Raw genomic sequence first — 25,091 nt, forward strand, 5'->3', positions numbered from 1 at the left:
TACGCCGCTTTACATACAGTGTCAACAGCATTTTTAAAATTATTAGACAATTTAGACTAATCAAAATTAAATGTATACGCTTACACCTTTGCTAGACAAGGAATGAAAAAACTTAAAATTTTTTGTATTTTTTCTTCAATTTATTTACTTTACCTGAACACTTTTCATTTGAGAAACCGTTTGTCATATTTTTTCACATTGTTTTGAATAAATACTGGTAGATTCCAACGCTTTTGATTTTCTTTCGGTATGCCTTTCTAAAGCGTTTTCCTATGAATTTATGATAGAATGAGAGCATCTTATAGAAGGAGGGCAATACATGGCTAACATCAGAGGTTATATCGGAACGTATACAAAGGGAGACAGTAAAGGCATTTATACTTTTACATTAAATACGGACAAGCAACAGATTGAGAAAGTAGAAGTAGCTGCTGAACTTGAAAATCCTACATATTTAACCGTCTCAGATTCTCAAAAATTTGTGTATGCTGTGGTAAAAGAAGGATCACAGGGCGGCGTGGCTGCTTATCAAATCGATGCAGAAACCGGCACACTTCGTTTCATCAACCAAGAACTTGCCGAAGGCGCTTCTCCTTGTCACGTCAGTGTGGACAGTCAAACAAAAACAGCTTTTACAGCAAACTATCATAAAGGAACAGCAGAGATGTATGAAATCGATGCTGAAAATGGCTCAGTGATCCGCACGCTGTCCCAGGCGCAGCATGAAGGTACTGGCCCTAACGAAGATCGTCAGGAAAAACCGCACACTCACTTTATGGGTCTGACACCAGATGAACAATTTGCAGTCGCTGTTGACCTTGGGACAGATGGCATTTATACGTATAAGAAAGAAAACGGCAAACTCGAGCTTGCTCATACATTTGAAACAAAACCAGGCACCGGTCCTCGTCATATCACATTCCATCCAACGAAACCTGTGGCATATGTGATGACAGAGCTAAGCTCAGAGGTGATTGTGCTTCGTTACTTTGAAGATGGTCATTTCGAAGAGATCCAAACGATTGCAACCATTCCAAGCGATTTTACAGAGAACAATCAAGGCAGTGCCATTCACGTCTCTTCAGACGGCCAATTTGTTTATGCAGGAAATCGCGGCCACGACAGCATTGCGATTTTTAAAGCAGACACTGGCGGCCAATTAAGCCTTGTCGAGATTGCTTCATCTGAAGGAAACTGGCCTAGAGACTTTGTGCTTGATCCAACTGAAGAATTCCTCGTTGGTTCAAACCAAGAATCTAGCAACCTAGTGTTATACAAACGCGACAAAGAAACAGGACGACTCACTGTGTTACAATCAGACATCTCAGTCCCTCATCCAGTTTGCGTGAAATTTTTAGGATAATGAAAAAAGCCTCCAACTGTGGAGGCTTTCATTATGCAGACGGCATCCCGCCATCTTCAAGTTTTTGATCAATCAGAGACGTATCGGTTTTTTCACCGAACCATTTTGACAGCCTGTCCTTCGCTTTTCCTTTCACATCATCATCAATGTAGACCGCTACTTGAATCAGAGCAAATGTGATCGCGCCTAAATCATCTGTATAGCCGACACCAATCAATGTATCGGGAATAAGGTCAATTGGAAGGATAAAGTATCCGAGCGCCCCAATAATAAGGGTTTTTGCTTTGACAGGTACTTCAGGTTTTTGCAATGTATAGTAAAGTAATAGCACAGCATACACAAGAGAAACACCAGCTTTTTGTGCCGTCTTTTTTAACTTTTCCCAAAAGGCATGATCATTAAAATGCTTTTTCGAACGCTTCAATAGTTCTTTTTTCTCAGAACGATTCATCATATCGCCTCCATCTACAGCATAGCCCTTTTCACTTTGTTATACAAGATATCTGCCAATTCGACAAACAAAAAGCAGCAGAAAGCTGCTGCATTCTACTGCTCTTTGTAAAACTTTTCGATTGCCTTATCGATGTACACCCATCCTTTATAAGACACATGAATCGTATCTTTAAAGAAATAAGGATCGTACTCATGCTTAGTCAAATTTGCAACTTCATACCCATTATCGCGAATTTGACGATTGATTTTCTCATAATACTCTGTGCGCCCCTCTTTTGGGAAACCAGTATAATCATACCATTTCCCGTTAACAGGAATCGTCACAAACAAAGGCTTCGCCCCTGCCTGTTTTAAAATATCCAGCATGATTTGAAAATCTTTGTACTCTGGTGATTCCGCATAAGAGTGATCTTCACGGGAATCCTTCATCTTTTTCATGATCGGTTTCAGCTTGCGGTCAAACAGTTTTTGATTAATATAAAACGGGTTGTCCCCTGCTCTTTTCGCACCAAAAACGCTCGCTTCTTTTTCAAGCTCAGTCCATGTTTTTCCTTTGACTGAAGGAGATGGTTGAAGCTTACGTTCATGCCCCGATCCAATGGTATAGTACATGTCTTTCTTTTGAAGCATGCCATAATACATTTTGGCAATAGGAGAAATCGCGCCATAAGCGAATTTGTTCCCAGAAAGCTCTGCTTTAAAAAGCTCTGTGATGACCATATCGTTCTTTACTGCTTTAAACGTCATGATTCTCTTGATCAGTTCTTTTTTCACAGCTGGATCAATTTCTTTATTATAAGCGAGATTCAGCGCTTGAAGCGCTGAATAGTTCGGTGCAAAGTGATTCTCGTCTGATCCCCACTTTACAAACCACTGCGGAGACACGATAAATACAAGCTTCTTCCCTTTTAATTCATCCATATGCGCTGCAAAGTTCATCGCATGAATTAATGATTGCGATCCACCTTTTCCAATAAGATAAGGTGTAAACCCTTGAGGATTCTCATGAAAGAAATTCGAAGGGTGATATGGATCAAAACGTGATAGTTCAGAAGATCCATAGATCGGCAAATAAGTTGGATCTTTTAGCATTTCATCTTGTAAATAAAGCCCTTGGAACATCCCCGTATCTAATTCTGTGGCTGACTTTTGTAATTTGTCTTTTGGGATCAGATGTGAGAGCCATGCATTTGGTACAAGAAGAACACCAATGAATAGAACAGCCGCTAAAATAAGCGGCCCAAAAAAACGCTTTTTCATTACTTCATCTCTGCCAGCTGCTCAGCAATGTGATTCGGTGTATCCCACACATCACGATCAAACTCTGTAATCGGAACAGTAATTCCAAGTTGACTTTCGATAGCCATAAGTAATTCTACTGTACCAAATGAATCTAAAAGACCTTCGTCAAAAATTGCAATCTCTGGATTTTCTTTTACAACGTCGTCCTGACAAACCTCTGCAATAATACCGTATACTTGATTTTTAAATTCCATAATTTTCTACTCCCTTAATCATTAATGATGAAATGGTTTTCCTGAAAAAATGTAAAATCCGAAACAAATCACATGGAATGTAATAATGATCGACACAACCATTGTGACCTTGTTATCCGGCCACCACTTGTGTTTTTTATTCCATTTCTCAAATAAATTGTAACCGGACATCACAACTGCGTGATATAGTCCGTAAATAATATATTGAAGTGCTAGACCATGCCAAGCACCCATCAATAGAAAGAGGACAAAGTACCCAATATTTGATACAGCCATACGGTTCTTGATCCACTTCTTTTTTGTCATAAAGAACACAAATCTCATAAACACGTAGTCTCTGAACCAGAAAGACAGGGACATGTGCCAGCGATTCCAGAAGTCTTTAATATTCCGGCTGATAAACGGTTTGTTAAAGTTTTCTGGTGATTTAATGCCCATGATATAACTCACACCAACAGCGAACGCTGTATAACCAGCAAAGTCAAAGAACAAATACATACTGTACGCATACATATACGTTAACTGTTGAACAAAGTGACTGCTGCTAATGTGATGAATATTCATCAGAATATACGTGTGAATTAAATAACCAATAATGAACTTATATAAGAAGCCGATAAAAATTTTATGAATACCCGCGTATAAAAGATCACTGTAGGCTTCCTTTTCAGGCGGCGTATCCATATCCTTTTCAAACCGGCGGTAACGATCAATCGGACCTGATGAAATCGTCGGGAAAAAGACAATGAAATAGACCAAACGATGAATCGGAATTTTCTTCTTAATCAAGCCGTCTCTTGTCTCGATAATTAACTGAACACCTTTAAATGTTAAGTACGAGATCCCTAAAAAGCTCAACCAGTTCATTGGCGGTGGTTGGTGCGGCTGATGAGTTAAAAAGAACGGTAAAACCTTTGATAGTACAAGCGGCAATATCGATGCAACCACTGCCATATAGAAGACAGACGCCCTGTTCGCTTTCAACCGGTACGAAAGGTACAACCTGATGATCAAGACTTGCCACACTGTAAATAAGAAGAGAAGCAGCGCGCCATGTGCATCCTTTGAGAAAATAAGCGCGAGCGCCACAACCGTTGCAAACATGTTGTAGCCCTGCATTCTTTTGCCGCGCAGACCAAGAATGATCGTCGGCAAAAGAAGAACACCAATTAGAATGAAGAAAAAGAATGAACTAAACGGAATCATAGAAGAACCTCTTTCGCGATTCTTTTACGGTCAACCTTCCCATTTGGCGTCATGTATAGCTGCTCAAGATAGACAAACTTTCTTGGAATCATGTACGCAGGCAGTGAATCCGCCATTTCTTTCTTAATTGCACTTGTCAGCTGATATTCTTTTTCAAAAGAATGCGCTGCTGGAACAATGGCTGCAATCAAGTACTCCACATGACCGTTTGGCTGGAATGGCACAATCACACAAGCATTGACATACGTTGTCTCGCTCACATGATATTCAATTTCTTCAAGCTCCATCCGGTATCCGTGCAGTTTAATTTGATAGTCCAGACGACCGTGGCACGTAATCAAACCATCCTGCGCCACACCTGCGTCACCTGTACGGTAAGCAGGGCGCCCTTCGTATTCAAAGAATACTTTCTCCGTTAAGGCTTGTTCACCTAAGTAGCCTCTCGTGACGCTTGGCCCCACGATGACAATTTCCCCTTTTTCACCATCAGGAAGGCTCTTGCCTTCTTCATCTAAAATGACGATATCTGTATCAGGCTTCGCATAGCCAACTGGTAAGGAATCGTGCTGATCAAGAATGGCCTGCGTGACTTCAATTGATGTAATCGCAACAGTTGCTTCAGTCGGACCATACGTATTAAAGACCTGCGCCTTTGGAAAACGCTCAAGGAGTGCACTTGCTACAGATACAGGAAGTGCCTCTCCGCAGAACAAGAAAACTTTCAACTCTGGTAAAAGCTCCCCTGTAAAGGAAGGATCCATTAAGCACATTTGCACAAAGGAAGGTGTTGATGTCCACACTTCAACGTCAGATTGACCAAGTGCTGCAAACATATCCTTCGGCTTATTCACAAGATCTTTCACTAAACAGTAAAGCGTGCCGCCTGATTGAAGCGCTGGATACAAATCCATCACTGATAAGTCAAAAGAAAACGGTGCTTGATTTAAGAACGTGCGCCCCTCACCAATTGGGAAATCTCTGCACATCCACTCTGTAAAGCTTTCTAAATTATTGGCTGTTACCTGAACGCCTTTCGGTTTTCCGGTACTGCCAGACGTATAAATGATGTAAAACACATCATCCTGTTGAACCCACTGCGATGATGGCGGTGCTTCTTTTTCAAGAGCTAAAAGCGATGCCGCACTTTTCACCTCAATGTGTTCTTCTACATCTAGTACATTCTGCTCATTTGCACAAATCAACAGACTGGCTTTTGAGCTTTCAATAATTGAGACGATACGCTCTGCAGGGATTGAAATATCGACCGGAATGTAAGGTCTACCTGATTTCACACTGCCTAAGAAAGAAATCAGCATCTCTGGCTCCATATGACCGTATACAATGACAGGTGCACTATCTGTTGCGACTGCATCGATCGCACCAGCCATTTGGTCTGATAGTTGCCAAAGCTCATCATATGTGATCGAAGCATGTTGAGAAACAAATGCTGGCTGTGTTGGTTTCGTTTGTTGGTATTCATGAATCGTGTGTAATAGTTTCATAGTTTAATCTCCAATTAAAAATCGTTGTAAATGAATGATCCCGTATTTGCTGTATGGAATCCGTAAATAAAGAACAATAATAGCAAAATAAGTAAGTAAAAGCTTGTATATCCTATCCATTTTACAGACTTATTTTCTGATAGCTTTTTGAATAGCATATTGATAACCTCTTTTCTTTTGACACTTATAGAGACGCATGGATCATCAAAAGAGTTTCATATCAAACCATAAAATTTTTAAGAAAATGCTAAAAAAATGTCGAACCTTAGAACGTCTCTTTTGCGCAAAGCTGTCTTATTGTAACAAAGATTTAATGTATTTGAAATGAAATTCGATCTTAAATTTGCCTTAAAATTGCTGAAAGCTGTCGAATAAACACAAAAGCCACCTAGTTTACCTAGATGGCTTTGATTTCAATTACTTCTTATATTTATTGACTTCGAACATGAGTATGTTTTTGAACACCACATAATCCTTCTTACTTTCAAAGGGACCTTTGTTGTTGTCATGCTCATCAATTTCATAAAACCCTGGTCCTTCTCCGGCATCACGCTTTTTGTACCAGGATGGAAAGGTCAAATTACTTCAGCAGTGTGTTGACCAATCCAGTATTTAGAGCTTTAACACTCACTACTTTTTTCCTATTCATTACATTTTTTTATATTGTTAAAATAAATATACTTATTTGAGAAGGGAGTGAACCTTTCTGGGCAAAATACTTGATGCAAAAGCACTAACAAGTGCCATGGATACAAGAGCAAAACACTACCTGGAACTCCGCGAACAAATGATCAATTTAAAAAAGACACTTCAAGGCATGGCAGATCTCGGTGATGATTTCACGGGAAAAGGTGCCGATAACATTAAAAGTTTCTACAAAGAGCTCGCCGGAAATGTGGACATGTTTATCAGCTTCATAGATAAACAAAAAGCGTTCCATGAAGGTGTTTCTGGGACACTTGATGATACAAACTTTGGCGGCGATACCTTTGTAGAAGAACACTTTTTAGACAACGCTGTACATATGGGAATCAAGAATGCCAAAAGCATTGTGAAGGATCAAAAAAAGGCACTTAAAACGATTTTTGAAGATATTGATGACCTCATATCTCTAGAAGTATTTGAGAGTAAAACCTTTGATGAAAAGATTGAAGATGCGGAAGATGAACGGAAAAAGACTGTTAAGGATTTAATTGAACTTGATCAAAATTTAAAAGATGAATATGCTTTGTCAGAAACGGAGCAGCAAGCTACAATGGCATTGTACGCTGAAATGATGAATGCGACAAATGACGGAAAAGCGATTTCGCCTATGAATTTTGACAAGAAAGAGTATCAAAATAGCGAAATCTACAAGGCAAAAAGCGATATTGAAAAGCAGACATCTGAATATCTCAAAATCAAAAAAGAACAAGAAGAAGCTAGAAAAGTCGCAAAGGAACAAGAAGCACTCGCCAACCGTCCTTGGTATGAAAAAGCACTCGATTATGGCGGGAATATCGTGAATGAACTGACTGGCGTGAATGATGCAAAACGCGCCGCAACGGGCGTTGACCCGATCACAGGCGAAGAACTTACCGCAGGACAGCGCGTCGCCGCAGGCGGCATGGCAGCAGCAGGTTACATCCCTATCGTCGGCTGGGCAGGACGCATATTCAAAGGCGGAAAGGCTGTCTATAAAACCACCCAAGCCACATCAGCCGCAGTTAGGGCAGTCGATATCTACAAGACATCACAAAAATCTTTTGACACCCTGAAAACATCTCAAAAAGGTTTATATGGACTCACTGCCACAAACGGCTTCAGCGAAGCAATTACAGGTAGAGACATGTTTGGGAATAAGGTCTCGAAAGAACAGCAGGAAGCGAGTATGAATGCGGCACTTGGCATGCTTTTGCCGTTTGGGGCGAAAGGGTTTCATGGGAAGAGAGGAATTAAAAATACCGGTAAATCTACAAAGAATACCACAACATTATGGGATATTAAAACTACAGCAGATAAAACAATAAAATACAAATTTAACGGTGATACAGTTACTGCTTACCGAGATCCAAAAACAGGTTTGTGGTGGGCTAAAGATACAACTGGTCATGGAAATTCCGCTTTTAAAGTATTCAAGGAAGCAAAAGGTGGAAAAGAACTTCATTGGGTTGCTGATAGTGATAAATATGGAAATTACATGATCAATAAACATAAAAGTTCAACCGGAACTGTCATCAAAATAAAATAACAAAAGGTGATTATACATGTCTTTAACAAAAACTGAAGCTGAAAAACTATTTAAGTTAGGATTTAAAAGGCCTGAGTATGCTGATGAAGTGTACCCACAAGATATTTACGAATACAAAGATGCCACTTGGGCGATTGGCGGAAGAATTGTTCCATCAACAACTCTATTATGTAAGGAAGAAGTATTTAAAGAAGGAATATGGATTCCGTCAATGACGGATTTATTTACTTGGTTAGAAGAGATGGATTGTGAATTTCACCTATCATATGATGGGTTAAGCTATAAGGTTGAGGTTTCTACTAGCGATGAGCAGAGATTCAAAGGAAAAGGCACCTCCGTTGAAATGAGTTTGTTTAAAGTTATTTACAAAATACTTCAAACATTTGGAGGTGCACCGGTACAAAAAAATTATGAAATTATTGAAGTAGATGTTATAGAGAAAGATGAACTTTAGGCTCTCATTAAGAAATATAAAAAACTTTTACAAAATCAGTGTGAGGAAATGTAGCCCCATATAGATAATATAGAAATAAAAGGATAAGATGAGCTTTCAGTAAATATTAGCTCATCTTTTTTCTATACAAATTTATTTTAAATATAAGATTTTACGAGTTGTGAACGTAAAAATAACGTTTACATTTAAAATTTGACTAAAAACAATACCCATATTGGTAAAATTGAAGGTGTAGAAGACCGTTATTATTTTGAAAGATGAAAGAAGAAACAATAAATAACTCAAACGAGGAGTATCCAAATGATTAGTGAAGAAAAATTTATGAACCCACAAGCGATGACTCAAATTTTCGGGGGGATCCCCCATTTTAAAAATGCAGAAATCATGAATGTTGATTTAAACAGAGATGGTCCTAACCTATTTATAAGACTAATGACAAAAGACTCCGTGAAGAATAAACCTAAACGTTGGGGGAATTTTGATGTTGTCTACGTTGAATTATCATTCATTGGTGTAACGGATTTAAAAATTAATCACTTAGGAAATAATAATATAATTGATCATTTTGAGATTAGCACAACAGAGAATGAAGGGTTATTAAAAATCAACTGTAAGAATCAAATGCAAATCGAAACCATATTTGATTGGGCGAGAGTTGAACAAATTTCTCCAGGGATTATTGGTTCTTAAAATCGTTTCGCAGATTATATAGATAACAACACAGTATTAGACCTATACGAAAGTGGCTTCTTTTCATTAATAGAAGCCACTTTCATAAAACATCTCATTTTACACTTCACTATATCTATGAATATACTGAATTTATGAACAATAAAAAGAACCCATTATTCCATGGGTTTCTCGTTCATTCCATAATAAAAAAATCTGTCACAAGGCAAGCTGGTTCTCCGTTTTCCCTCCAGCCCCAAAAGCTTGGGTACATCCCGTCACAGAAGCCTGTTGTAAACATGGCAATGTCCACCTTGTCATGAAAACGGGTGACGAGCCATTCCCGTGTGTGCTTGTAGTTTTGCTCAAGCGCTTCTGCAAACTCCACGTAAAGATAGAAATCATTGTCCTCTTTATATCGCTTATCCGCATACGCTTGAAGATATATAGCTCCTCCGCATCCATAACCATATCCTTTATATAAAGAAAGAGAGAAGTAATAGATCCTAAACAACATGACAAAGACTTCGGTATCTGTCCTTTGATATCACTTATAAGGTTACACATCTGCTATCGAAATCATTATCGAGCTTGAATAGGGTTTCACTACAACTCTTATTACTTTACCATGCGATAATGTGAGTCCTGTCAGAAATTTTTCCGAAAATGAGTGTGACTGACCGTGCTTAGCACCTTAAAATTTTAAACAGTAAAATCAATTAGAAGAAGCATCCAACTAATTTAGATGCCATTTCTCTACTTTATTTCACTTGTCTTGTAGCACTTCTTTTAACAATTCAATCGCATTTTCTTCACTTGGGTCGTTTGTTCCAAGCTCACCTCGAAATGCCTTTCCTAATATTGATTTTTCTAGTTCTTCATAGACCTCAAGAGTATCAGTTAAGCTTTTCTCGGCTACCTCAAATTTATTAAAAGCACTTTGTATTTTACGAACTATTTCATATTGTTCCTCTAATGATGGAACTGGCAACCATACGTTTTTGATATCGTTAAGTCTTAAGCCTGCTTTGGTAGCACCTCTTTGAAGTCTATCAAACTGTAGCCTTCCTCCGTTCCTAGATGATAAAAACCATGCAACATATTCAATACAATAGCCACTAGAAGGCCTTGCTAATGCAATGTGCTGATTAATATAAGCTTTCGGAAATTGTTTTGGAACTACAGCAATCCTACCAACATCTGCAGTTATAGATACTAAAATATCTCCTTCTTGTACAAGTGTTCTAGTACCTTCAGTACCTTCGGGTGGACTTACATTTTGCCGATTAGTCAAATCGATATCGATTGATTCATGGTTTAGATTACCTACTCTTAGAAACAAATCACCGTCATCACTATAATATTTAGCCCAACCTCTAGAACCACTGGTTATAAAAGAAAACAATTCATTAGATAATACCCATTTCCAAGTATCTGGTATACTTGCTTCAGGTACTAAGCTAGTAGCTTTTATACTCTTATTATTAGTTCCTACTGAGTTTAAAGGGTCAGACGATATTGGAATTTTTCTAATATTTTCCTCTCTCCATCTCCTCGTCAATTCCCCACGAAACGCTTTATCCAAAATAGCCGCTCGACGAAGTTCAAACGTTTCCTTCACTTCTTCAATCAACTGCTTTGCTTCTTCAATTTTACCTAAAAGTCGCTCAACTTTATTTGCAATCCTTTTTTGTTCGTTTAAAGGTGGAAAAGGAATTGCTAAATTTCCAAGGTTTTTACGAGTAATTCTTAAACGTGTTGTTCCCCTTGCTACTCCTTCAGCTTGTGTCCTAAAGAATATAGAATTAAACATGTAATTTAAATATTCCGTATCAAATATTTTTTCGTTAGGTCTTAAATAAGCAACATCGACCGCTGTGATTAGTTTTTGCTTTAAATCAGGAACGATACAACTTCTAGCTATAGGATGTGCCATTCTAGAAATTAAAATATCTCCAGGAAATATTTCTCTACAACGTAATTCTTCAAAAGTTTTCATAGAAATATATCTAGACGATTTATTTAAAAACTTTCCTTGCCCAATATCTGATAACTGAATTAATCTTACTTCTCCATTCGGGTCAATGTACTCACTAAGAATCCAATCCCCATCGCCAAAACTTTCTCTATCCTTTTTAGATGTGTCTAACTTAACCCACACCCAATTATTTGGAATTTCATAAGGTTGTTCTCCTTCTGATACTAACGCTTCTTCCAATAACTCATCAACAGTTTTTTTTCTCTTACTCACTTTTTCACCACCTCATCCTCTTCAACAGCACGCAACTCCTCAACCACTTCATTTAATAACCCCATAGCCTGCTGAAGTTTTGCAATTGCTTCTTCTGCTGATTCAATTGGATCTGGTAAGTTGTCATAGGATGATAATGATTCATCCGCAATCAAACCGATATCTAAACTATCCCCCTTTTTTGCAATGGCCTCTCTTGTGAATACTTTCCAACGTTCATCCTCTACGTTAGAGCGGTCTTCTGCTACATATGCTTTCATGAAGTTTGCAAAGTGTGCCATTGTTAACTGATTCCGTTTTCCGAATGACGTCATATTGGTGCGGAGATCATATACCCAAACATCCTTTGTATTATCTTGGTCTGTTGTGCCTCTTGTAAAGAATAAAACGTTTGTTTTCACACCTTGGGCATAGAAAATCCCCGTTGGTAAGCGTAAGATTGTATGCAGATTGCATTTATTCATTAAATCACGTCGAATCTGTGTACCAACCCCGCTTTCAAACAAAACATTATCAGGTAATACAACTGCTGCGCGTGCATGACCATCGTCTTTTAAAGCGTTATAAATTAACTGTAGAAAATTCAGCTGTTTATTGGAAGTTGCAAACGTCAGGTCATCACGGGAGACACTCTCTCCACCTTTTTTCGTCCCAAATGGTGGATTGGTTAAAATGACATCAAAGTTTTTCATCCACTTTCCATTACTAGATAACGAATCCCCTTGTTCCAGTCGCCCTTCGATATTATGAAGTAATGCATTCATTATAGCAAGACGATGAGTCCCTGTGACGAGTTCCATGCCAGTAAACGCTTCTTTCTTTTGGAAAACGCCCAGTTGTGGATCTAAATTATAATAGTTATCTGTCTTATTTTTTAAATACTGGTCTGCCGCAATCATAAAACCGAATGTACCAGCTGCAGGGTCATTACATCTTTCTCCAGGTTTAGGGTCAATCAGTTGTACCATTACATCAATTAATACACGCGGTGTAAAGTATTGACCAGCACCTGATTTTGTTTCGCTTGCGTTTTTTTCTAACAAGCCTTCATATAAATTACCTAAACCTTCTTCTTTTGCGTTGTACCAATCAAGGCCATCAATGGTCTTCAGAATTTTCTCTAGATTCTTTGGTTCTGTAATACTTGTAGCAGCATCCGTGTAAATCTGACGCAATTGAGCATTCTCGCTATTACCCAGCTTAATTAAAAGATGTTGATAAAATGTTTTGAGTTCTACCCCTTCTTTTTCTAGCAAATCATCCCATCTATATCCTTCGGGTATTACATTTTCTGTTTGCTGTTCTTTCATCATTTTTAAAAATAAAATATAAGTTAACTCCGTGACATATTGTTGATATGTAATACCGTCATCACGAAGCACATTGCATAAATTCCATAATTTTTGAACGATTTCTTGGTTATTCATCCTTTTTCCTCCTGAAAAGCTTCTAATCTATTAAATCAAATTTGATGATTTTTAGTTGAAAGCGAACCTTTTCATTATAACCCAAAAAAGTGCCTCAATGAAGAGGCACAGTCGTTAGCTGATATAAAGGTTCTCATTGATCGTATTCACAATTTGATCAATTTCATCACCGAACTCACGTTTCAGTAATTTGTAGCCACCAGACGTTCTAAAAGGTTCTTCCGAGAATGCCTCTTCTGCGGTAGGCGCAAGAACAGGCACTTGAAGTAATTGCTTTTCTATTCTCTCTAACCACTTCTTTTGCCTTGGCGTCCAATCATGCAGTGAATACACTTTGTGCATTGCCTGTTTAATACGTGCTTCATGGTCAATGAGTGCTTCACCTAATGCAGCTTGGCGAATAAAACTAATAATATCTGCTGCAATGTCCTCATTTTTTGTCTGTTTCCAAGCGGTTTGTAAATGAGATTGCTTAAAGCCTTTTGTTTCTAAAATCGTCATAAGTTCTCGCAAATCTTGTCTCGTTAGATCTTTTGGTCGTGTACAGATCAGATGCAAAGCGGGAATTTCATTGATATTTTCTTTGATAAATCGAACAAAACCATCCAGATAATCTTCTGGTCGCTTGTTCCCTTCACCATACCCACGAATGACGTCTGTTACTTCATCTTCCTTATCAGATATATAACGTTTTTCACTTGTTACTTGGTACGTTTCCATGTATTCAAATAGAATATTATGTTGTGTGGCTTCTTGCGGTGAGTATGTTTGAATTTCTTTCACCCATTCATCCACATGTTTTCCATTCGATAATTCTTCAAACTTCCCCATGCCTTCTTCGTCAAATCTTTGTTTGCGACGCTGGATTTTTGCTACTAATTGATCACGATAAAACGAAGCTTCCTCATCAGTCGTCGCATTAACAAGAGAATCATACAACTCACCAATACGAAAGTTTTGTTTCTTCACAACTGGTTTCATTTCTGTATAATGTTGCAACTTGTCATATATACCAACAGCATCGTAGATGTTAAAGTGTGTTTTCCCAATCTCTGGGCAAAGACGAGTCGCACGACCAAGCATTTGATCATAGAGAATACGAGACTGTATTCTTCTTAAAAACACCAAATTTGTGATCGGTGGCACGTCAATACCTGTTGTGAGTAAATCAACTGTAACAACGACATTAGGCAGTCGCTCATTTTTAAACCGTGTAATGGCATCTAATGGCTTGTAGATATATCCAGTAATTTTCATAATGGCATCATCTTCAATGTCATCACCACGTTCTTTAAATGCTTCTTTTAATAAGCGAACAACAAGATCTGCGTGTTGATCAGTAGCTGCAAAGATGAGCGTTTTTTCTTTACCTGCAGGGTCAATATAATCAACTAATTTATTTAAAACTGCACGGTTAAACGGTTCTGTAATGACTTTTTTATTAAACTGCTCCACTTCAAAGTGCACAGTATCTTCTAACTTTTCTAGTTGAATCTCCCCTTTATCAACATCATATACTTCTACTTCCTCATCTTTTTCAAAGGTGATGCCCACTTGTGAAAGTTCTGTTTTAAACAAATAAGGAGGCTCATGGTCCACTAGATATCCATCCAACACTGCTTCGCTATATGAATATTTGAAAATTGGCATACCGAAAATGTCTGTTGTATGTAGAGCAGGTGTTGCGGTAAGTCCTAAACATGCCGCATCAAAATAATCGATAACACGCCGATATTGACTAATATAATCATTCTGATCACGGAATTCTAATTCTTCCTCTGTCATTTCTCTATCGCTTGTGTAGCCTCGATGCGCCTCATCTACAATGATGAAATCATATTGCCCGACGCTTGGAAGCTTTTCGCTATCGTTATAAAAAAGTCTGCGAACCATTCCCTGCACAGTTGCAATCTGCACCTTCGTTTCAACTTCCGGTGTGAGATCGCCTAATGACTTCACATCATATATATCAGCAAACGAGTAACCTTCAATTTTCGTATCTTTCAGTGAATCCTCTGTTTGTTTACCGAGTGAATTACGATCGACAAGAAAAAGAATGCGGCGACACTTTTTAGACTTAATTAAGCGATACATAAGCGCAATAGCGGTACGAGTTTTCCCAGTTCCTGTAGCCATTGCAATAAGCATTCTTCTGTTTCCTTCTTTTAACGACTTTTCTGCAGCCAGAACCGCATTCTGCTGATAGTGACGCAATCCAAACTTAGTGATATCCTCTTCTTCTAGACGCTTATCCGCATCCTTATCATCTTGGCTAAGAAGCAGCTTTAAATCTTCAGGTGAATGCCATCCTTCAAGCGGACGTGCATGTTCAAATGGTTTGCGTGAATCCCAGAACCAAATACCCGATTCCTCTTGGAGCTGTCTTAAATAAGGGCGTCCGTTCGTTGCGTATATAAATGGAACTTTATAATCACCAGTTGTTGGTGTAATCTGTTCATCTTCTACTTGCACAGCATTTTTCGCATAAACTTTTGTTTGACTATCTAATGCCCCAGGAATTGTTTTCTTTTCTGCTTTTGCTTCAATGAAACCAACAAGCTTGAGTCCAATAAATAATGCATAATCAACCCAGCCGCCATCGACCTTCCACTCAGCAATGGCCATATGTTTGTTTTTCTCTGGTAGCGTCCTGTTTTTTTTATAGTTTAGTAAATTCGTGTCTACTTCCCATCCAGCAGCACGTAACTTCTGATCAATGATGATACGTGTTTCATCTTCAGTCAGTTGCTGCCTACGCATAAAGTTTTTGGACGCTTTTCTACGTTTCATTTTCTCATCTGCTTGCTCTAATTCAGCTTGATGGCGAATTGCCTCTAGTTCCTCTTCAAGCTGCCTCACTTTCACTTCATACTCTTGTTGAAGCTGTCGTGTATCTATAGCTGTTTGTTTTTTTGGCTCTATGTACTCTGGAGCTTGAAAATTCCAATCACCGTATACCTCCATAAACCAAGTCGACAAACGAAAAGCCAAATGCAATAAAGATTTTGCTTCTTCTGTTTTTTGATAACCTGCTTCATGCATAGCCACATTCCCTTTGCGGCGAAGCGTTTCAACGATATCTATTAATTCTGGTTCAAGTATTCCTTCTCGGCGTAATATATTGATGCGCTCTACTTGTTTTGTCCCATATGCTTCCTTAATATTTTCAGCGGCTAGAATAAATTTTGTTAATGTTTCGGCAAATAACCGTAGTTTCATTACTGTTGTATGTGGGTCATGATATACATTTTTCTCAGCTGTTTCTCCTAAATTGGAAAGTACTGCCCACTTCCCTTGAAAAAATGAAAAATTGCTATTCATCATTATCACCGTTTCCTAAAAGGTTTTATATGTTTATTATACTATATTTATACAAAAATTAGGTAGACTTAATCCACAACTGACAAAGTTAAGTTAATTGACGTTTGTTTAACAAATTTCATATCATTCTTTTTGTGCTTTTAATCTTTTTATCGGCAAGAACAATATTGTTTCGAATAGCCAGCAACATTTGCCGAGAGAAAAAACGATCTCTTATAGTAAGTCTTCAAAACTTTATCCACTTTCACTAGATCTCTCTACTAATACTCTATAATCAGAGAACAATAAAAACCCATGTTTTCATGGGTTTCTCATCAGTCCACTAATAAAAAGTCTGTCACAAGGCAAGCAGGTTCTCCGTTTTGATCTAGCCCCCAAAAGCTTGGGTACATTCCGTCACCGTAGCCTGTGGTAAACATGGCAATGTCCACCTTGTCATAAAAACGGGTGACGAGCCAATCCCATGTGTGCTTGTAGTTTTGCTCAAGCGCTTCTGCAAATTCCTCGTAAAGATAAAAATCATTGTCCTCTTTATATCGCTTATCCTCATAAGCTTGAAGATAAAGTGCTGCCTCCGCATCCATGAAACAGCCCATACCCGTATTTACACCGTAGCCGAAAAACTCGTCTTTTTTCAAATTTTTGAGTTCCTGCCCTGCTCTTGTGGCGAGCGCCCATTCTATCTTGCTCGTTTGTAAACTTGATCATTGCATAGGCTACGCGTTCGTCTCCGCTTTCTAACCGCTTGACCATAAGTAGAATAGGATATTTTCCCGGATGAACCTTCATAGAAAAAGGGTGATCCCCTTCTGAAACAAAAGGATCACAGGCAACTATACGACCGCTTGTGATCTCGATATTGCCTAACTGTTTTGAAAATAATCGATAACCTTCTGAGCTTCTTGTTGTCTCTCCAGTTTCACATAGTAGGTTTGTTGGGTTGATGTTATACAAATGATCATTCCTTTCATTATTTTTCTGGAGCGTTTGGGATTATGTACTTTTCTCTGTTATGTCTTTTATTCCTGTTTTATTTTCCCCATTTAATCCGTCAAAAGAAAATCAGTAACGAAACAAGTTTCATCTCCATTCTCAGCCCCCAAAATAACTTGGATAATCTTAAAACACGCCGTCCCACATCCATTTCCAGTATCAACTCCGTAGCCAGAGAACTGATCCCCCTGTAAATCACTTTCTATCTGCCATTTATCGTGCAAGCTCCCACTTCACACTATTTTGGCTAATAAACTTTATGATGCAGATGCAATACGTTCATCTTCATTTTCAAAACGGATAATATTTAAAGTACTGAATACTTTCATAGTTTAACGGTTTTATTAAACGGTTCTCTTTCTGATAAAATAAACGGATCACAAGCAACTAGTTTTTCAATAGGTAGCTCTATTTCTTCTATATAATTACAAGACATTTGCCCTTCACCCTGAATGGCTTCGTTTTCACCTTCATTAAAAATCAAGTTACTCGATTTGATTTTGTACGCCCTAGAATTCCTCCCAACTTGCTAGATATTCTCCTTCTACTATACACCTTGAATTTTTTAGTAGAAAGCTGCCATTTATCCCCGTCTGTTTGTAAAGGGATGCATACATATACTTAATGAAGCGTAAACATAATTAATGAATTATTATAAATTTGCTAATTATTACTTTATTTGTTAGATTATATTTAAAGAAAAATATTGAGAAATGGTGGTGTTTATCTTGAGAAAAGACATCATAAAAGTTATTTCTACATTAGGTATAGGTTCTATCTTAGTTATATTAGTCCCCCTTCTCTTTATTTATTTTTTTTAGTATTTGCCTAATCAGTCAATGCATTCATTCGGTTTTTATTAAAAAAGAAGCCTTCTTTTCAGAGGCTTCTTACTTTTTAATAAAACAGTATCTTAGACTAGTTGAAAACAAGAAATAACTCCACCAATATTAGCTCCACCTATCACAAAAACTCCACCTACACAAGATGCACATAACGGTACGATTCCAGTTCCACAAGCACCTATACAAGTAGCTGCAACAATCCTTGCTACAGTCAAATCTATTAACAACACACTAGCAAGACAAAGCGAAACTTCTCCCAAACCTTCTGGTTGCACTATATTATCATCAACATCAATACTTTTTGCTTTGTCTATTGCTTCTTGTACTTCACTATTACTTAAATATTCAATATCTGTTATTTTTTCATTTGTTATGACTCCATCAGTATACGTGGAAATTGCGACAGTATTCTTATTACTTTTGGTTATTAATGTTTCAGTATAAGTCAAAATTTCTCCGCTCTGACTAATTAGAGTTAAATTGCTTAATGGATTATAGTCATCTGATTTAATAGGTATTGTTATAACCGAATATACTTCATTTTCGGCTAAAACTTCACCAACAGTGGCTTCATCATAATTTAAATCAGCACTTAAAGCATTAGAAACTACTTTTTTGTTTTCTATAGCCTCTATTGATTCATCTTTCATCTCTTTAATTTTTTCAGGATCTTTTACGATACTCATCTTTTGTGCAGTTTGATTTAGTGATTTCAGATCATCGGATTGTTCTGCATTCGCCTGTATATTTGAACTAGACCAACCGAATACTAAAAGTGTTAAAGCTGCAATTACTGTAATAAATTTTTTCAAAATTTTCATCTTAACCACCTTTATTATTTTAACAATTTTGGTTATTTAAACCATAAATAAACATAACATATAATCAGAAAATTCGCATTGTATTTAACGTATTTAAAGTTTAATTTACTCATTTTATACTATTTGATGAAATAAGTGCGTTTCATTTTTCTTAGTCTTGGCATTTTTTTAAAGATGGAGAGTTTAAATGTAGGTAAATAGACATTCTAAATCACATGATATTTGTTTGCTTTGTTTAAACAGCTTTTCATTTTCTGAAATCACGTCAACTTCTTTATCTAGGTTTCTGACTATCACCTTTTCATACGTCCACGCTCAAACAACTGTTCAGTACTGTAAATATAATTTTTCAGCAAATAAAAAACGGGCAAGCGCATCAACATCTAAATTTGTCATAATTCCAATGTTTTTTAGCTCGTCCGCTACCTTTTGAATTCTCTTTTTAAATCTTTTGGTAAATAAGAAGGAGCTTTCACTTTGTCATCTGGCGCCTTTATTTCCTGCTCTCTTCTTTCTTCAATCTCTTTCTTGGTAAGGTTTTTCTTCCCTTTCACTAGCAACAAGTCAACTGGTTGTCTCGGCCTTGCCATCCCCCTTGATCCTATTTCCAATCCATTTTTTAAGGGCTGCTTCTTCAGTGGATGAGTGAAATTGATTCAAAAAACTCGTGGTGTAATAGCATATGTTGGCGGATCAAAAGGCAATAAATCTGAGAGTATCGACGTTTGGCTTGATAAAGGTGTGAAATATTCTATCTATGTAAATCATGCTCCTTCCAATGGATCAATTACTGGAGTCATAAAAGATCACTAAAATACTTTGTTAAACAATGAAAAAAACAAAAAAGCCAGAAACATTGTTTTATCAATGTTTCTGACTTTTAACAGTTTTAAGTAAATACGTCCCAGGAGAGATTCGAACTCCCGACCGACGCCTTAGAAGGGCGTTGCTCTATCCAGCTGAGCTACTGGGACATGTTGTTATGTAGTGTTTTTTTGGTGAGTACCTCACCGACAAGATTTATTATATTACTATTGTTCTTTAAAGTCAACGGTTTTTCGAAAGTTTTTTCATAAGGGGCAAATGCTGCACCCTTATGAAATACCTTCCAATGTGACAGTGTTTTCGAGGTCTTGTATGGCTTGACCTTCGTCTGTGAAAAACTGTACGTTCGCTTCGCTTCCATCTAGTGTCAGTATAGCATAGCTGCGCTCTTTACGCACTCTTGGTAGATGCACGCTGCCTGGGTTAATGAGCAGTTTTCCTCTTAGCAGCTCACTGCCTGGGATGTGCGAGTGGCCAAAGCAGATAATGTCTGCGCCTAGCTCTTCTGCACGGTAGTAGACTTGAAGCAAGGATTGTTTGATGCCATGCAGATGTCCGTGAGTGAGAAATAGTTTTCCGCCTCCATCAAGTGGGAGCAGGAGCTCTTCTTCAAAATCGCCCATAAAGTCACAATTTCCTTTGACGACTTTGTATCCTTCGAGTGCTGGGTGGTTCGTGTCGAGTTCTGAATCTCCGCAGTGAATCATCATGTCAACTTCAGCCGCATGCCGTTTGGCAATGGTTTGAAGTTCATCTGTGAGTCCATGACTGTCACTAATGATGAGTATCTTCATGGCTTCATTCCCCCTTATTCATTTGCGTCTAGCAGTGATGAAAGCTTTTGAAGCGCGACCGCTCGATGACTGATCTTGTTTTTCTCCTCAGGTGATAATTCAGCCATCGTCTGGTCTTTGTCTTTGACGATGAAAATTGGGTCATATCCGAAGCCGTTTTCGCCGATTGGTTCCTCTGCGATAAAGCCTTCTACTGATCCTTCTACCGTTTTTGTTTCTTTACCTGGTATGCTGACAGCTAGGGCACATCTAAATCTAGCTGTGCGGTCTTCTTTTTCAATGCCTTGCAGTTCGCTCAGCACTTTTTCCACATTCTCAGCATCGTTTTTATGTTCACCAGCGTATCTCGCTGAATAGACGCCAGGTTTTCCGCCTAGATAATCAATCGACAAACCGGAATCGTCTGCAATGACCATTTCACCCGCTTTGGCTTGAATCGCCTCGGCTTTGATAATGGCATTTTCTTCGAAGGTATGTCCTGTTTCTTCAATTTCTTCAGTAAAGCCGATATCTGCTAGTGTTTTGACCGTGAATCCTTTTGGCTCAAGAATGGCTTTGAATTCTTTCGCTTTGCCCGCATTGTGCGTTGCAATGATGGCTGTTTTCATCCTGATCAAACCCTTCTTTTTATTCGATGACTTCTCCTGTCACTGCTTTTTGCTTTTCAATTAATTCTTTAATGCCCTTTTCGGCTAAATCAAGCAGTCCGTTTAGCTGTTCTCTTGAGAATGTCGCTTCTTCGCCTGTCCCTTGAAGTTCAACAAAGCGTCCAGCGCCTGTCATGATGACATTCATATCTACTTCAGCTGAAGAATCTTCTTCATAATTTAAATCTAACAGAAGACCCTGCTGAGAATCAATTCCGACGGATATCGCCGCTAAATAATCAGTGATCGGGTTTTGTTTGATGACGCCTTCTGCTCGAAGCTTTTGAATCGCAAGCGTCATGGCAACAAAAGCACCTGTAATGGATGCTGTGCGTGTGCCGCCGTCTGCTTGAATGACATCACAGTCAATCCAAATCGTGCGTTCGCCAAGCTTTTCTAAGTCAACGACTGCACGGAGTGCTCGTCCAATTAATCGCTGAATTTCCATTGTACGTCCTGTCACTTTTCCTTTAGATGATTCTCTAATGGTTCTTTGAGCAGTTGCTCTTGGAAGCATGCTATATTCTGCTGTAATCCAGCCTTTTCCTTCTCCTCTTAAAAAAGGAGGTACGCGGTCTTCGATGGATGCGTTACAAATCACCTTCGTATTGCCCGCTGAGATTAAGACAGAGCCTTCTGGATGCGTAATGTAGCCTGCCTCTATTTCAATTTTTCTTAATTCGTCATAGTGTCTTTCATCTAATCTCATGATTTACCTCCGTTACAATATACATTCCGCGCGTAAGCCAGCGGGGTTCTCCTACTAACTTTGACAACCTCGGCTCGTTCTAATCGCTTGGAATAAAAAAGAGGCAGCGAATATGCATGCCTCTTTTTCTCCATTATATCAATGTGTGCCGTTAAAAACTACCTGTATTCACTTGTTCTGGCCTTGAAACCGGCTTTGTCAGCTCTGTTCCTTTTTCGTTCACAAGCTCAGCCTTGCCGTTTACCTTAACGGATACGCTTTTGACGTCAGGCAGCTCTGTTAATGTGAGCACAATGCTATCAAGAACTTTTTGTGAAATCACCTTTTTCTTTTCATCTGCGCTGCCGAAAATGGATTCGTTGAAATCAAGTGTCACATGTCCGTCTTTTACTTTCGGGATATCATTCAGCTTTACATCTTGATCAAAGTCTGTGAGCAAATGGCTTTTTTTGCTTGGGCCAGAGACGAGCTCATGAATGGCTGCTGTAATTTGATCATCCTCATCTTTTGGCGCCCTTTTGGTCACTGGAACATAGTACGTCTGTTCATCAGATTCAGCTAAGTAATACACCGTCACTGGCTTTGTCGATGTCATATCAGCGGCAGCCTCGTGCTGGATATTAATACCGTCCTCTCTGCTTAAATCATCTGAGATGGGCGTACCGTTCACAGGCATTTCTTTTAGTTCATGTCCATTCATTTTCAATTTGACTTTGGCGACGGAATCAAACTGCGTTAACGTCCAAGTGACCGATTGCAGGATGCGCTGTTCATCTTCTTTTTTATAGTTTTTGAATTCATTTGAAAAATCCACTACGGCCGTTCCGTCTTTAATGTCGACTGAGACGCTCGTGTCGGCCGGCAAAACAGCCCGGAATCCATTTGGCATAAGGTTAGAAATCGGTCCTCCGTCCACGAGGTATTCAAGGGTTTGTTTGGCACTTCCTTCATTTTTCGGCAGCGGAATGGATTGAGAGACGACATACCCGTTTTTATCAATTAAATATAATTCTCTCATGACTGTATCTGCCTTCTTCTCTTCTTTTCCTTCTTTGGCTGTTTGTTTATCTTCTTTATTATCTTTCACATATGTGACGTTTTGTGGCGGGTCAATCTCTGTTTTCGCTTGGTCTGTTTGAAACAATCCGCATCCTGACAAAAGCATGGCTGACGCGATACACGTCACAGCTGCTGTAGATCCTTTTTTCAGCATACTTCACCCTCCTCTAGTAGTTTGTACTACTATGTATACGAGCTCCCTCTGCGGATTAGACCCTTTTCATAAAAAAATAACCCACCTCAAGAAGAAGCGGGTTATTGCTGATAGACGTGTTCGAGTGAAACGGTTTCGACCTTCCCTGGCAGGTAGCCAAACCAGTCACGAGCGATGTTTTCAAAATTTTGCTGCTGCCCTGTTGTATAAAATGTATGAACAGGCGTTTCTTGAGACGTGTTTAACAGCCCTTTATAGGAAAGAATTGTACTCGCTTCCCTAGCGGTCTCATCCCCTGATGAAATGATGCTCACATCACTGCCCATAAAGCGCTGAATCGACTCTTTTAAAATCGGATAGTGCGTGCAGCCAAGAATAAGTGTATCGATTCCTGTTTCTTTCATCGGTTCAAGAGAATCTTTCACCACTTCATCTGCTGTTTGATCTAAAAATGTACCGCTTTCCACAAATGGGACAAGCAGCGGACATGCCAGACTTTGAACCGCTAGTCCTGCTTTTAGGGATAGCAGAGCTTCTTTGTATGCCTCGCTTTTAATCGTATTGGCCGTACCAATGACACCAATCTGCTGATTGTTTGTCACCTTGATGGCTGTGCGGGCACCGGGCTGAATCACGCCAATGACCGGAATATCAAGCGTTGCTTTGATTTCATCTAGTGCGATCGCCGTCGCTGTGTTACATGCGATGACGAGCATTTTAATATGATGATGTCTTAATAAGTAGTGTGCCATTTCCCAAGTATATTGAAGAACCTCTTCTTCTTTCCGAGGGCCATACGGGCACCGTTTTGTATCGCCTACGTAAATGATTTTTTCTTTTGGCAGTTGTCTCATGATTTCCTTTGCAACGGTTAAACCGCCGACGCCGGAATCAATGACGCCGATTGGTTGATCCAACAAAATCGCCTCATTTTCTTTTCATTTGCTGCTGTAGTTTCGTTAAGGATTGATTGAAAACGATGGCTTCTTCTTCTGAGAAAGCCCCTAGAAGTTCACTGACGTATTCTTGGCGTTTAACAATCACTTCTTGAATGATCCGCTCGCCTTCAGGCAATAAATGAATGCGAACCACGCGGCGGTCAGAAGGATCTTTTACTCGTTCGACAAGTTCACTTTTTTCCATTCGATCAATTAAGTCGGTGGTTGTACTGCAAGCCAAATACATCTTTTGTGATAGCTCACCTATTGTCATATCTCCGAATTCATAAAGCCACTGAAGCCCTACAAATTGAGGAGGTGTAATCGTATATTGATTCAGGATTTCTCTGCCTTTTTGCTTAATAATTGCCGCAATATGGCGCAATGATTTCTCAATCTCTGCTACATGGTCGAACTCATTCGTTTCCATTTCATTGATACCTCACTATAGCATCTCACTTTGATTAAAACGTACATTCCTATTTTCCTCGTTTTTCAGAGAAAATGCAAGAAGAGACTCATGGAAACCATATAGAAATAACCGGTTCCTCCCTGGTGTGGAAGGAAAACCGGCTGACTTTAGAGCTCTAGCTCACCCATACGCAGAAGCTCGACTACGGCCTGTGAACGACCTTTGACTCCTAGCTTTTGCATGGCATTCGAAATATGATTTCGAACAGTCTTTTCGCTAATAAAAAGCTCGCTTGCAATTTCTTTTGTTGTTTTATCTTGGACGAGCAATTCGAATACTTCTCTTTCTCTTTTGGTTAATAGCGGCTTGGATTGAAACTCTTTCTCCTTCAAGTATTGTAACCCTCCTTGCTAAGGTGAGAGCTCTAGTCTCTATAGAATGGGATTCTGTATAGTCGAGATATCATATGCCGGCTGCCCGAGGTAGGTGACGTTAAAATCGAGAATTCCCGCATATGAGCGT

Annotated in this window: 22 protein-coding genes, 1 tRNA gene and 3 pseudogenes; 4 read left to right on the forward strand and 22 right to left on the reverse strand. The window is 38.8% G+C overall.

Annotated features, from left to right (window positions below):
• Window positions 1-319: 319 nt before the first annotated feature.
• Complete coding sequence (locus tag ACQYAC_RS06915) at window positions 320-1,363, forward strand: lactonase family protein (RefSeq protein ID WP_061408851.1); 1,044 nt, start codon at window positions 320-322, stop codon at window positions 1,361-1,363.
• A 31-nt stretch (window positions 1,364-1,394) separates the two neighbouring features.
• Here ACQYAC_RS06915 and ACQYAC_RS06920 read toward each other — a convergent pair whose 3' ends face one another.
• From ACQYAC_RS06920 to ACQYAC_RS06950, 7 genes and pseudogenes are all read right to left on the reverse strand, one after another.
• The gene (locus ACQYAC_RS06920; RefSeq protein ID WP_058014514.1) at window positions 1,395-1,814 is read right to left on the reverse strand and encodes a YkvA family protein; all 420 of its coding nucleotides are present in this window, start codon (window positions 1,812-1,814) and stop codon (window positions 1,395-1,397) included.
• Window positions 1,815-1,909: 95 nt separating this feature from the next.
• A complete protein-coding gene (dltD, locus tag ACQYAC_RS06925) occupies window positions 1,910-3,076 on the reverse strand; it encodes a D-alanyl-lipoteichoic acid biosynthesis protein DltD (protein WP_429942993.1) in 1,167 nt (388 codons plus the stop codon).
• Entirely contained in the window at window positions 3,076-3,312 is a 237-nt protein-coding gene (gene dltC, locus ACQYAC_RS06930; RefSeq protein ID WP_003216498.1) for a D-alanine--poly(phosphoribitol) ligase subunit 2, read from the reverse strand. Before dltC ends, dltD begins: the two co-directional genes overlap by 1 nt.
• Window positions 3,313-3,333: 21 nt before the next feature.
• The gene (gene dltB, locus ACQYAC_RS06935; RefSeq protein ID WP_058014512.1) at window positions 3,334-4,518 is read right to left on the reverse strand and encodes a D-alanyl-lipoteichoic acid biosynthesis protein DltB; all 1,185 of its coding nucleotides are present in this window, start codon (window positions 4,516-4,518) and stop codon (window positions 3,334-3,336) included.
• Window positions 4,515-6,020, reverse strand: coding sequence for a D-alanine--poly(phosphoribitol) ligase subunit DltA (gene dltA / locus ACQYAC_RS06940; protein ID WP_061408857.1), 1,506 nt, complete (start codon window positions 6,018-6,020; stop codon window positions 4,515-4,517). The genes dltB and dltA overlap by 4 nt, the downstream gene beginning before the upstream one ends.
• Before the next feature lie 14 nt (window positions 6,021-6,034).
• Window positions 6,035-6,184 (reverse strand): teichoic acid D-Ala incorporation-associated protein DltX, encoded by a 150-nt coding sequence (locus tag ACQYAC_RS06945; RefSeq protein WP_024427820.1) that lies wholly within the window; start codon window positions 6,182-6,184, stop codon window positions 6,035-6,037.
• A gap of 253 nt (window positions 6,185-6,437) precedes the next feature.
• Window positions 6,438-6,593: pseudogene (locus ACQYAC_RS06950) on the reverse strand (Kelch repeat-containing protein); the annotation flags it as partial.
• Window positions 6,594-6,765: 172 nt separating this feature from the next.
• On the opposite strand from ACQYAC_RS06950, the gene ACQYAC_RS06955 reads away from it, so the two are divergent.
• The 3 genes from ACQYAC_RS06955 (at window position 6,766) to ACQYAC_RS06965 (ending at window position 9,394) form a co-directional block, all read left to right on the forward strand.
• A complete protein-coding gene (locus tag ACQYAC_RS06955) occupies window positions 6,766-8,250 on the forward strand; it encodes a ribonuclease YeeF family protein (protein ID WP_429942994.1) in 1,485 nt (494 codons plus the stop codon).
• A 16-nt stretch (window positions 8,251-8,266) separates the two neighbouring features.
• Window positions 8,267-8,704: a hypothetical protein gene (locus tag ACQYAC_RS06960; RefSeq protein WP_270112083.1), complete on the forward strand. Its 438-nt coding sequence runs from the start codon at window positions 8,267-8,269 to the stop codon at window positions 8,702-8,704.
• Window positions 8,705-9,004: 300 nt separating this feature from the next.
• The gene (locus ACQYAC_RS06965; RefSeq protein WP_429942995.1) at window positions 9,005-9,394 is read left to right on the forward strand and encodes an immunity 50 family protein; all 390 of its coding nucleotides are present in this window, start codon (window positions 9,005-9,007) and stop codon (window positions 9,392-9,394) included.
• A 175-nt stretch (window positions 9,395-9,569) separates the two neighbouring features.
• On the opposite strand, the gene ACQYAC_RS06970 is transcribed toward ACQYAC_RS06965, so the two are convergent.
• From ACQYAC_RS06970 to gerE, 15 genes and pseudogenes are all read right to left on the reverse strand, one after another.
• Window positions 9,570-9,890: a DUF4241 domain-containing protein gene (locus ACQYAC_RS06970; protein WP_429942996.1), complete on the reverse strand. Its 321-nt coding sequence runs from the start codon at window positions 9,888-9,890 to the stop codon at window positions 9,570-9,572.
• A gap of 249 nt (window positions 9,891-10,139) precedes the next feature.
• Complete coding sequence (locus ACQYAC_RS06975) at window positions 10,140-11,624, reverse strand: restriction endonuclease subunit S (RefSeq protein ID WP_429942997.1); 1,485 nt, start codon at window positions 11,622-11,624, stop codon at window positions 10,140-10,142.
• Window positions 11,621-13,051, reverse strand: a complete 1,431-nt coding sequence (locus ACQYAC_RS06980) for an N-6 DNA methylase (RefSeq protein ID WP_429942998.1) — start codon at window positions 13,049-13,051, stop codon at window positions 11,621-11,623. The genes ACQYAC_RS06975 and ACQYAC_RS06980 overlap by 4 nt, the downstream gene beginning before the upstream one ends.
• A gap of 114 nt (window positions 13,052-13,165) precedes the next feature.
• A complete protein-coding gene (gene hsdR / locus ACQYAC_RS06985; RefSeq protein ID WP_429943939.1) occupies window positions 13,166-16,372 on the reverse strand; it encodes a type I restriction-modification system endonuclease in 3,207 nt (1,068 codons plus the stop codon).
• A gap of 314 nt (window positions 16,373-16,686) precedes the next feature.
• Window positions 16,687-17,326: pseudogene (locus tag ACQYAC_RS06990) on the reverse strand (DUF4241 domain-containing protein).
• A 952-nt stretch (window positions 17,327-18,278) separates the two neighbouring features.
• On the reverse strand, window positions 18,279-19,031 hold the full coding sequence (locus ACQYAC_RS06995) for a hypothetical protein (RefSeq protein ID WP_144493629.1): 753 nt from the start codon (window positions 19,029-19,031) through the stop codon (window positions 18,279-18,281).
• A 333-nt stretch (window positions 19,032-19,364) separates the two neighbouring features.
• A pseudogene (locus ACQYAC_RS07000) lies at window positions 19,365-19,621 on the reverse strand (phage terminase small subunit P27 family); the annotation flags it as partial.
• 310 nt (window positions 19,622-19,931) lie between these two features.
• A tRNA-Arg gene (locus ACQYAC_RS07005) sits at window positions 19,932-20,005 on the reverse strand.
• 120 nt (window positions 20,006-20,125) lie between these two features.
• Window positions 20,126-20,650, reverse strand: a complete 525-nt coding sequence (locus ACQYAC_RS07010) for a YfcE family phosphodiesterase (RefSeq protein WP_180310409.1) — start codon at window positions 20,648-20,650, stop codon at window positions 20,126-20,128.
• Window positions 20,651-20,664: 14 nt separating this feature from the next.
• On the reverse strand, window positions 20,665-21,267 hold the full coding sequence (locus tag ACQYAC_RS07015) for an XTP/dITP diphosphatase (RefSeq protein ID WP_106065711.1): 603 nt from the start codon (window positions 21,265-21,267) through the stop codon (window positions 20,665-20,667).
• A gap of 10 nt (window positions 21,268-21,277) precedes the next feature.
• Window positions 21,278-22,006 carry a ribonuclease PH gene (gene rph, locus ACQYAC_RS07020; protein WP_058014504.1) on the reverse strand — a complete coding sequence of 243 codons (729 nt, stop codon included), beginning with the start codon at window positions 22,004-22,006 and terminating at the stop codon, window positions 21,278-21,280.
• Between the two features lie 151 nt (window positions 22,007-22,157).
• Complete coding sequence (locus ACQYAC_RS07025) at window positions 22,158-23,219, reverse strand: GerMN domain-containing protein (protein WP_429942999.1); 1,062 nt, start codon at window positions 23,217-23,219, stop codon at window positions 22,158-22,160.
• A 101-nt stretch (window positions 23,220-23,320) separates the two neighbouring features.
• Window positions 23,321-24,139 (reverse strand): glutamate racemase, encoded by an 819-nt coding sequence (gene racE / locus ACQYAC_RS07030; RefSeq protein ID WP_429943000.1) that lies wholly within the window; start codon window positions 24,137-24,139, stop codon window positions 23,321-23,323.
• A 7-nt stretch (window positions 24,140-24,146) separates the two neighbouring features.
• Entirely contained in the window at window positions 24,147-24,587 is a 441-nt protein-coding gene (locus ACQYAC_RS07035; protein ID WP_003216546.1) for a MarR family winged helix-turn-helix transcriptional regulator, read from the reverse strand.
• A 149-nt stretch (window positions 24,588-24,736) separates the two neighbouring features.
• Complete coding sequence (gene gerE / locus ACQYAC_RS07040) at window positions 24,737-24,961, reverse strand: spore germination transcription factor GerE (RefSeq protein ID WP_003184172.1); 225 nt, start codon at window positions 24,959-24,961, stop codon at window positions 24,737-24,739.
• Window positions 24,962-25,091 lie beyond the last annotated feature (130 nt).

The sequence above is a fragment of the Bacillus sp. MM09(2025) genome (assembly GCF_050496725.1).
Lineage (GTDB): Bacteria > Bacillota > Bacilli > Bacillales > Bacillaceae > Bacillus > Bacillus pumilus.

Bases quoted from the DNA above. Each gene is read 5' to 3' on its own strand.
- ACQYAC_RS06915 (WP_061408851.1), top strand. From the start codon at position 320: ATGGCTAACATCAGAGGTTATATCGGAACGTATACAAAGGGAGACAGT.
- ACQYAC_RS06920 (WP_058014514.1), bottom strand. From the start codon at position 1,814: ATGAATCGTTCTGAGAAAAAAGAACTATTGAAGCGTTCGAAAAAGCAT.
- dltD (WP_429942993.1), bottom strand. From the start codon at position 3,076: ATGAAAAAGCGTTTTTTTGGGCCGCTTATTTTAGCGGCTGTTCTATTC.
- dltC (WP_003216498.1), bottom strand. From the start codon at position 3,312: ATGGAATTTAAAAATCAAGTATACGGTATTATTGCAGAGGTTTGTCAG.
- dltB (WP_058014512.1), bottom strand. From the start codon at position 4,518: ATGATTCCGTTTAGTTCATTCTTTTTCTTCATTCTAATTGGTGTTCTT.
- dltA (WP_061408857.1), bottom strand. From the start codon at position 6,020: ATGAAACTATTACACACGATTCATGAATACCAACAAACGAAACCAACA.
- ACQYAC_RS06955 (WP_429942994.1), top strand. From the start codon at position 6,766: ATGGATACAAGAGCAAAACACTACCTGGAACTCCGCGAACAAATGATC.
- ACQYAC_RS06960 (WP_270112083.1), top strand. From the start codon at position 8,267: ATGTCTTTAACAAAAACTGAAGCTGAAAAACTATTTAAGTTAGGATTT.
- ACQYAC_RS06965 (WP_429942995.1), top strand. From the start codon at position 9,005: ATGATTAGTGAAGAAAAATTTATGAACCCACAAGCGATGACTCAAATT.
- ACQYAC_RS06970 (WP_429942996.1), bottom strand. From the start codon at position 9,890: ATGTTGTTTAGGATCTATTACTTCTCTCTTTCTTTATATAAAGGATAT.
- ACQYAC_RS06980 (WP_429942998.1), bottom strand. From the start codon at position 13,051: ATGAATAACCAAGAAATCGTTCAAAAATTATGGAATTTATGCAATGTG.
- hsdR (WP_429943939.1), bottom strand. From the start codon at position 16,372: ATGAATAGCAATTTTTCATTTTTTCAAGGGAAGTGGGCAGTACTTTCC.
- ACQYAC_RS06995 (WP_144493629.1), bottom strand. From the start codon at position 19,031: ATGAAAATTTTGAAAAAATTTATTACAGTAATTGCAGCTTTAACACTT.
- ACQYAC_RS07010 (WP_180310409.1), bottom strand. From the start codon at position 20,650: ATGAAGATACTCATCATTAGTGACAGTCATGGACTCACAGATGAACTT.
- rph (WP_058014504.1), bottom strand. From the start codon at position 22,006: ATGAGATTAGATGAAAGACACTATGACGAATTAAGAAAAATTGAAATA.
- ACQYAC_RS07025 (WP_429942999.1), bottom strand. From the start codon at position 23,219: ATGCTGAAAAAAGGATCTACAGCAGCTGTGACGTGTATCGCGTCAGCC.
- ACQYAC_RS07035 (WP_003216546.1), bottom strand. From the start codon at position 24,587: ATGGAAACGAATGAGTTCGACCATGTAGCAGAGATTGAGAAATCATTG.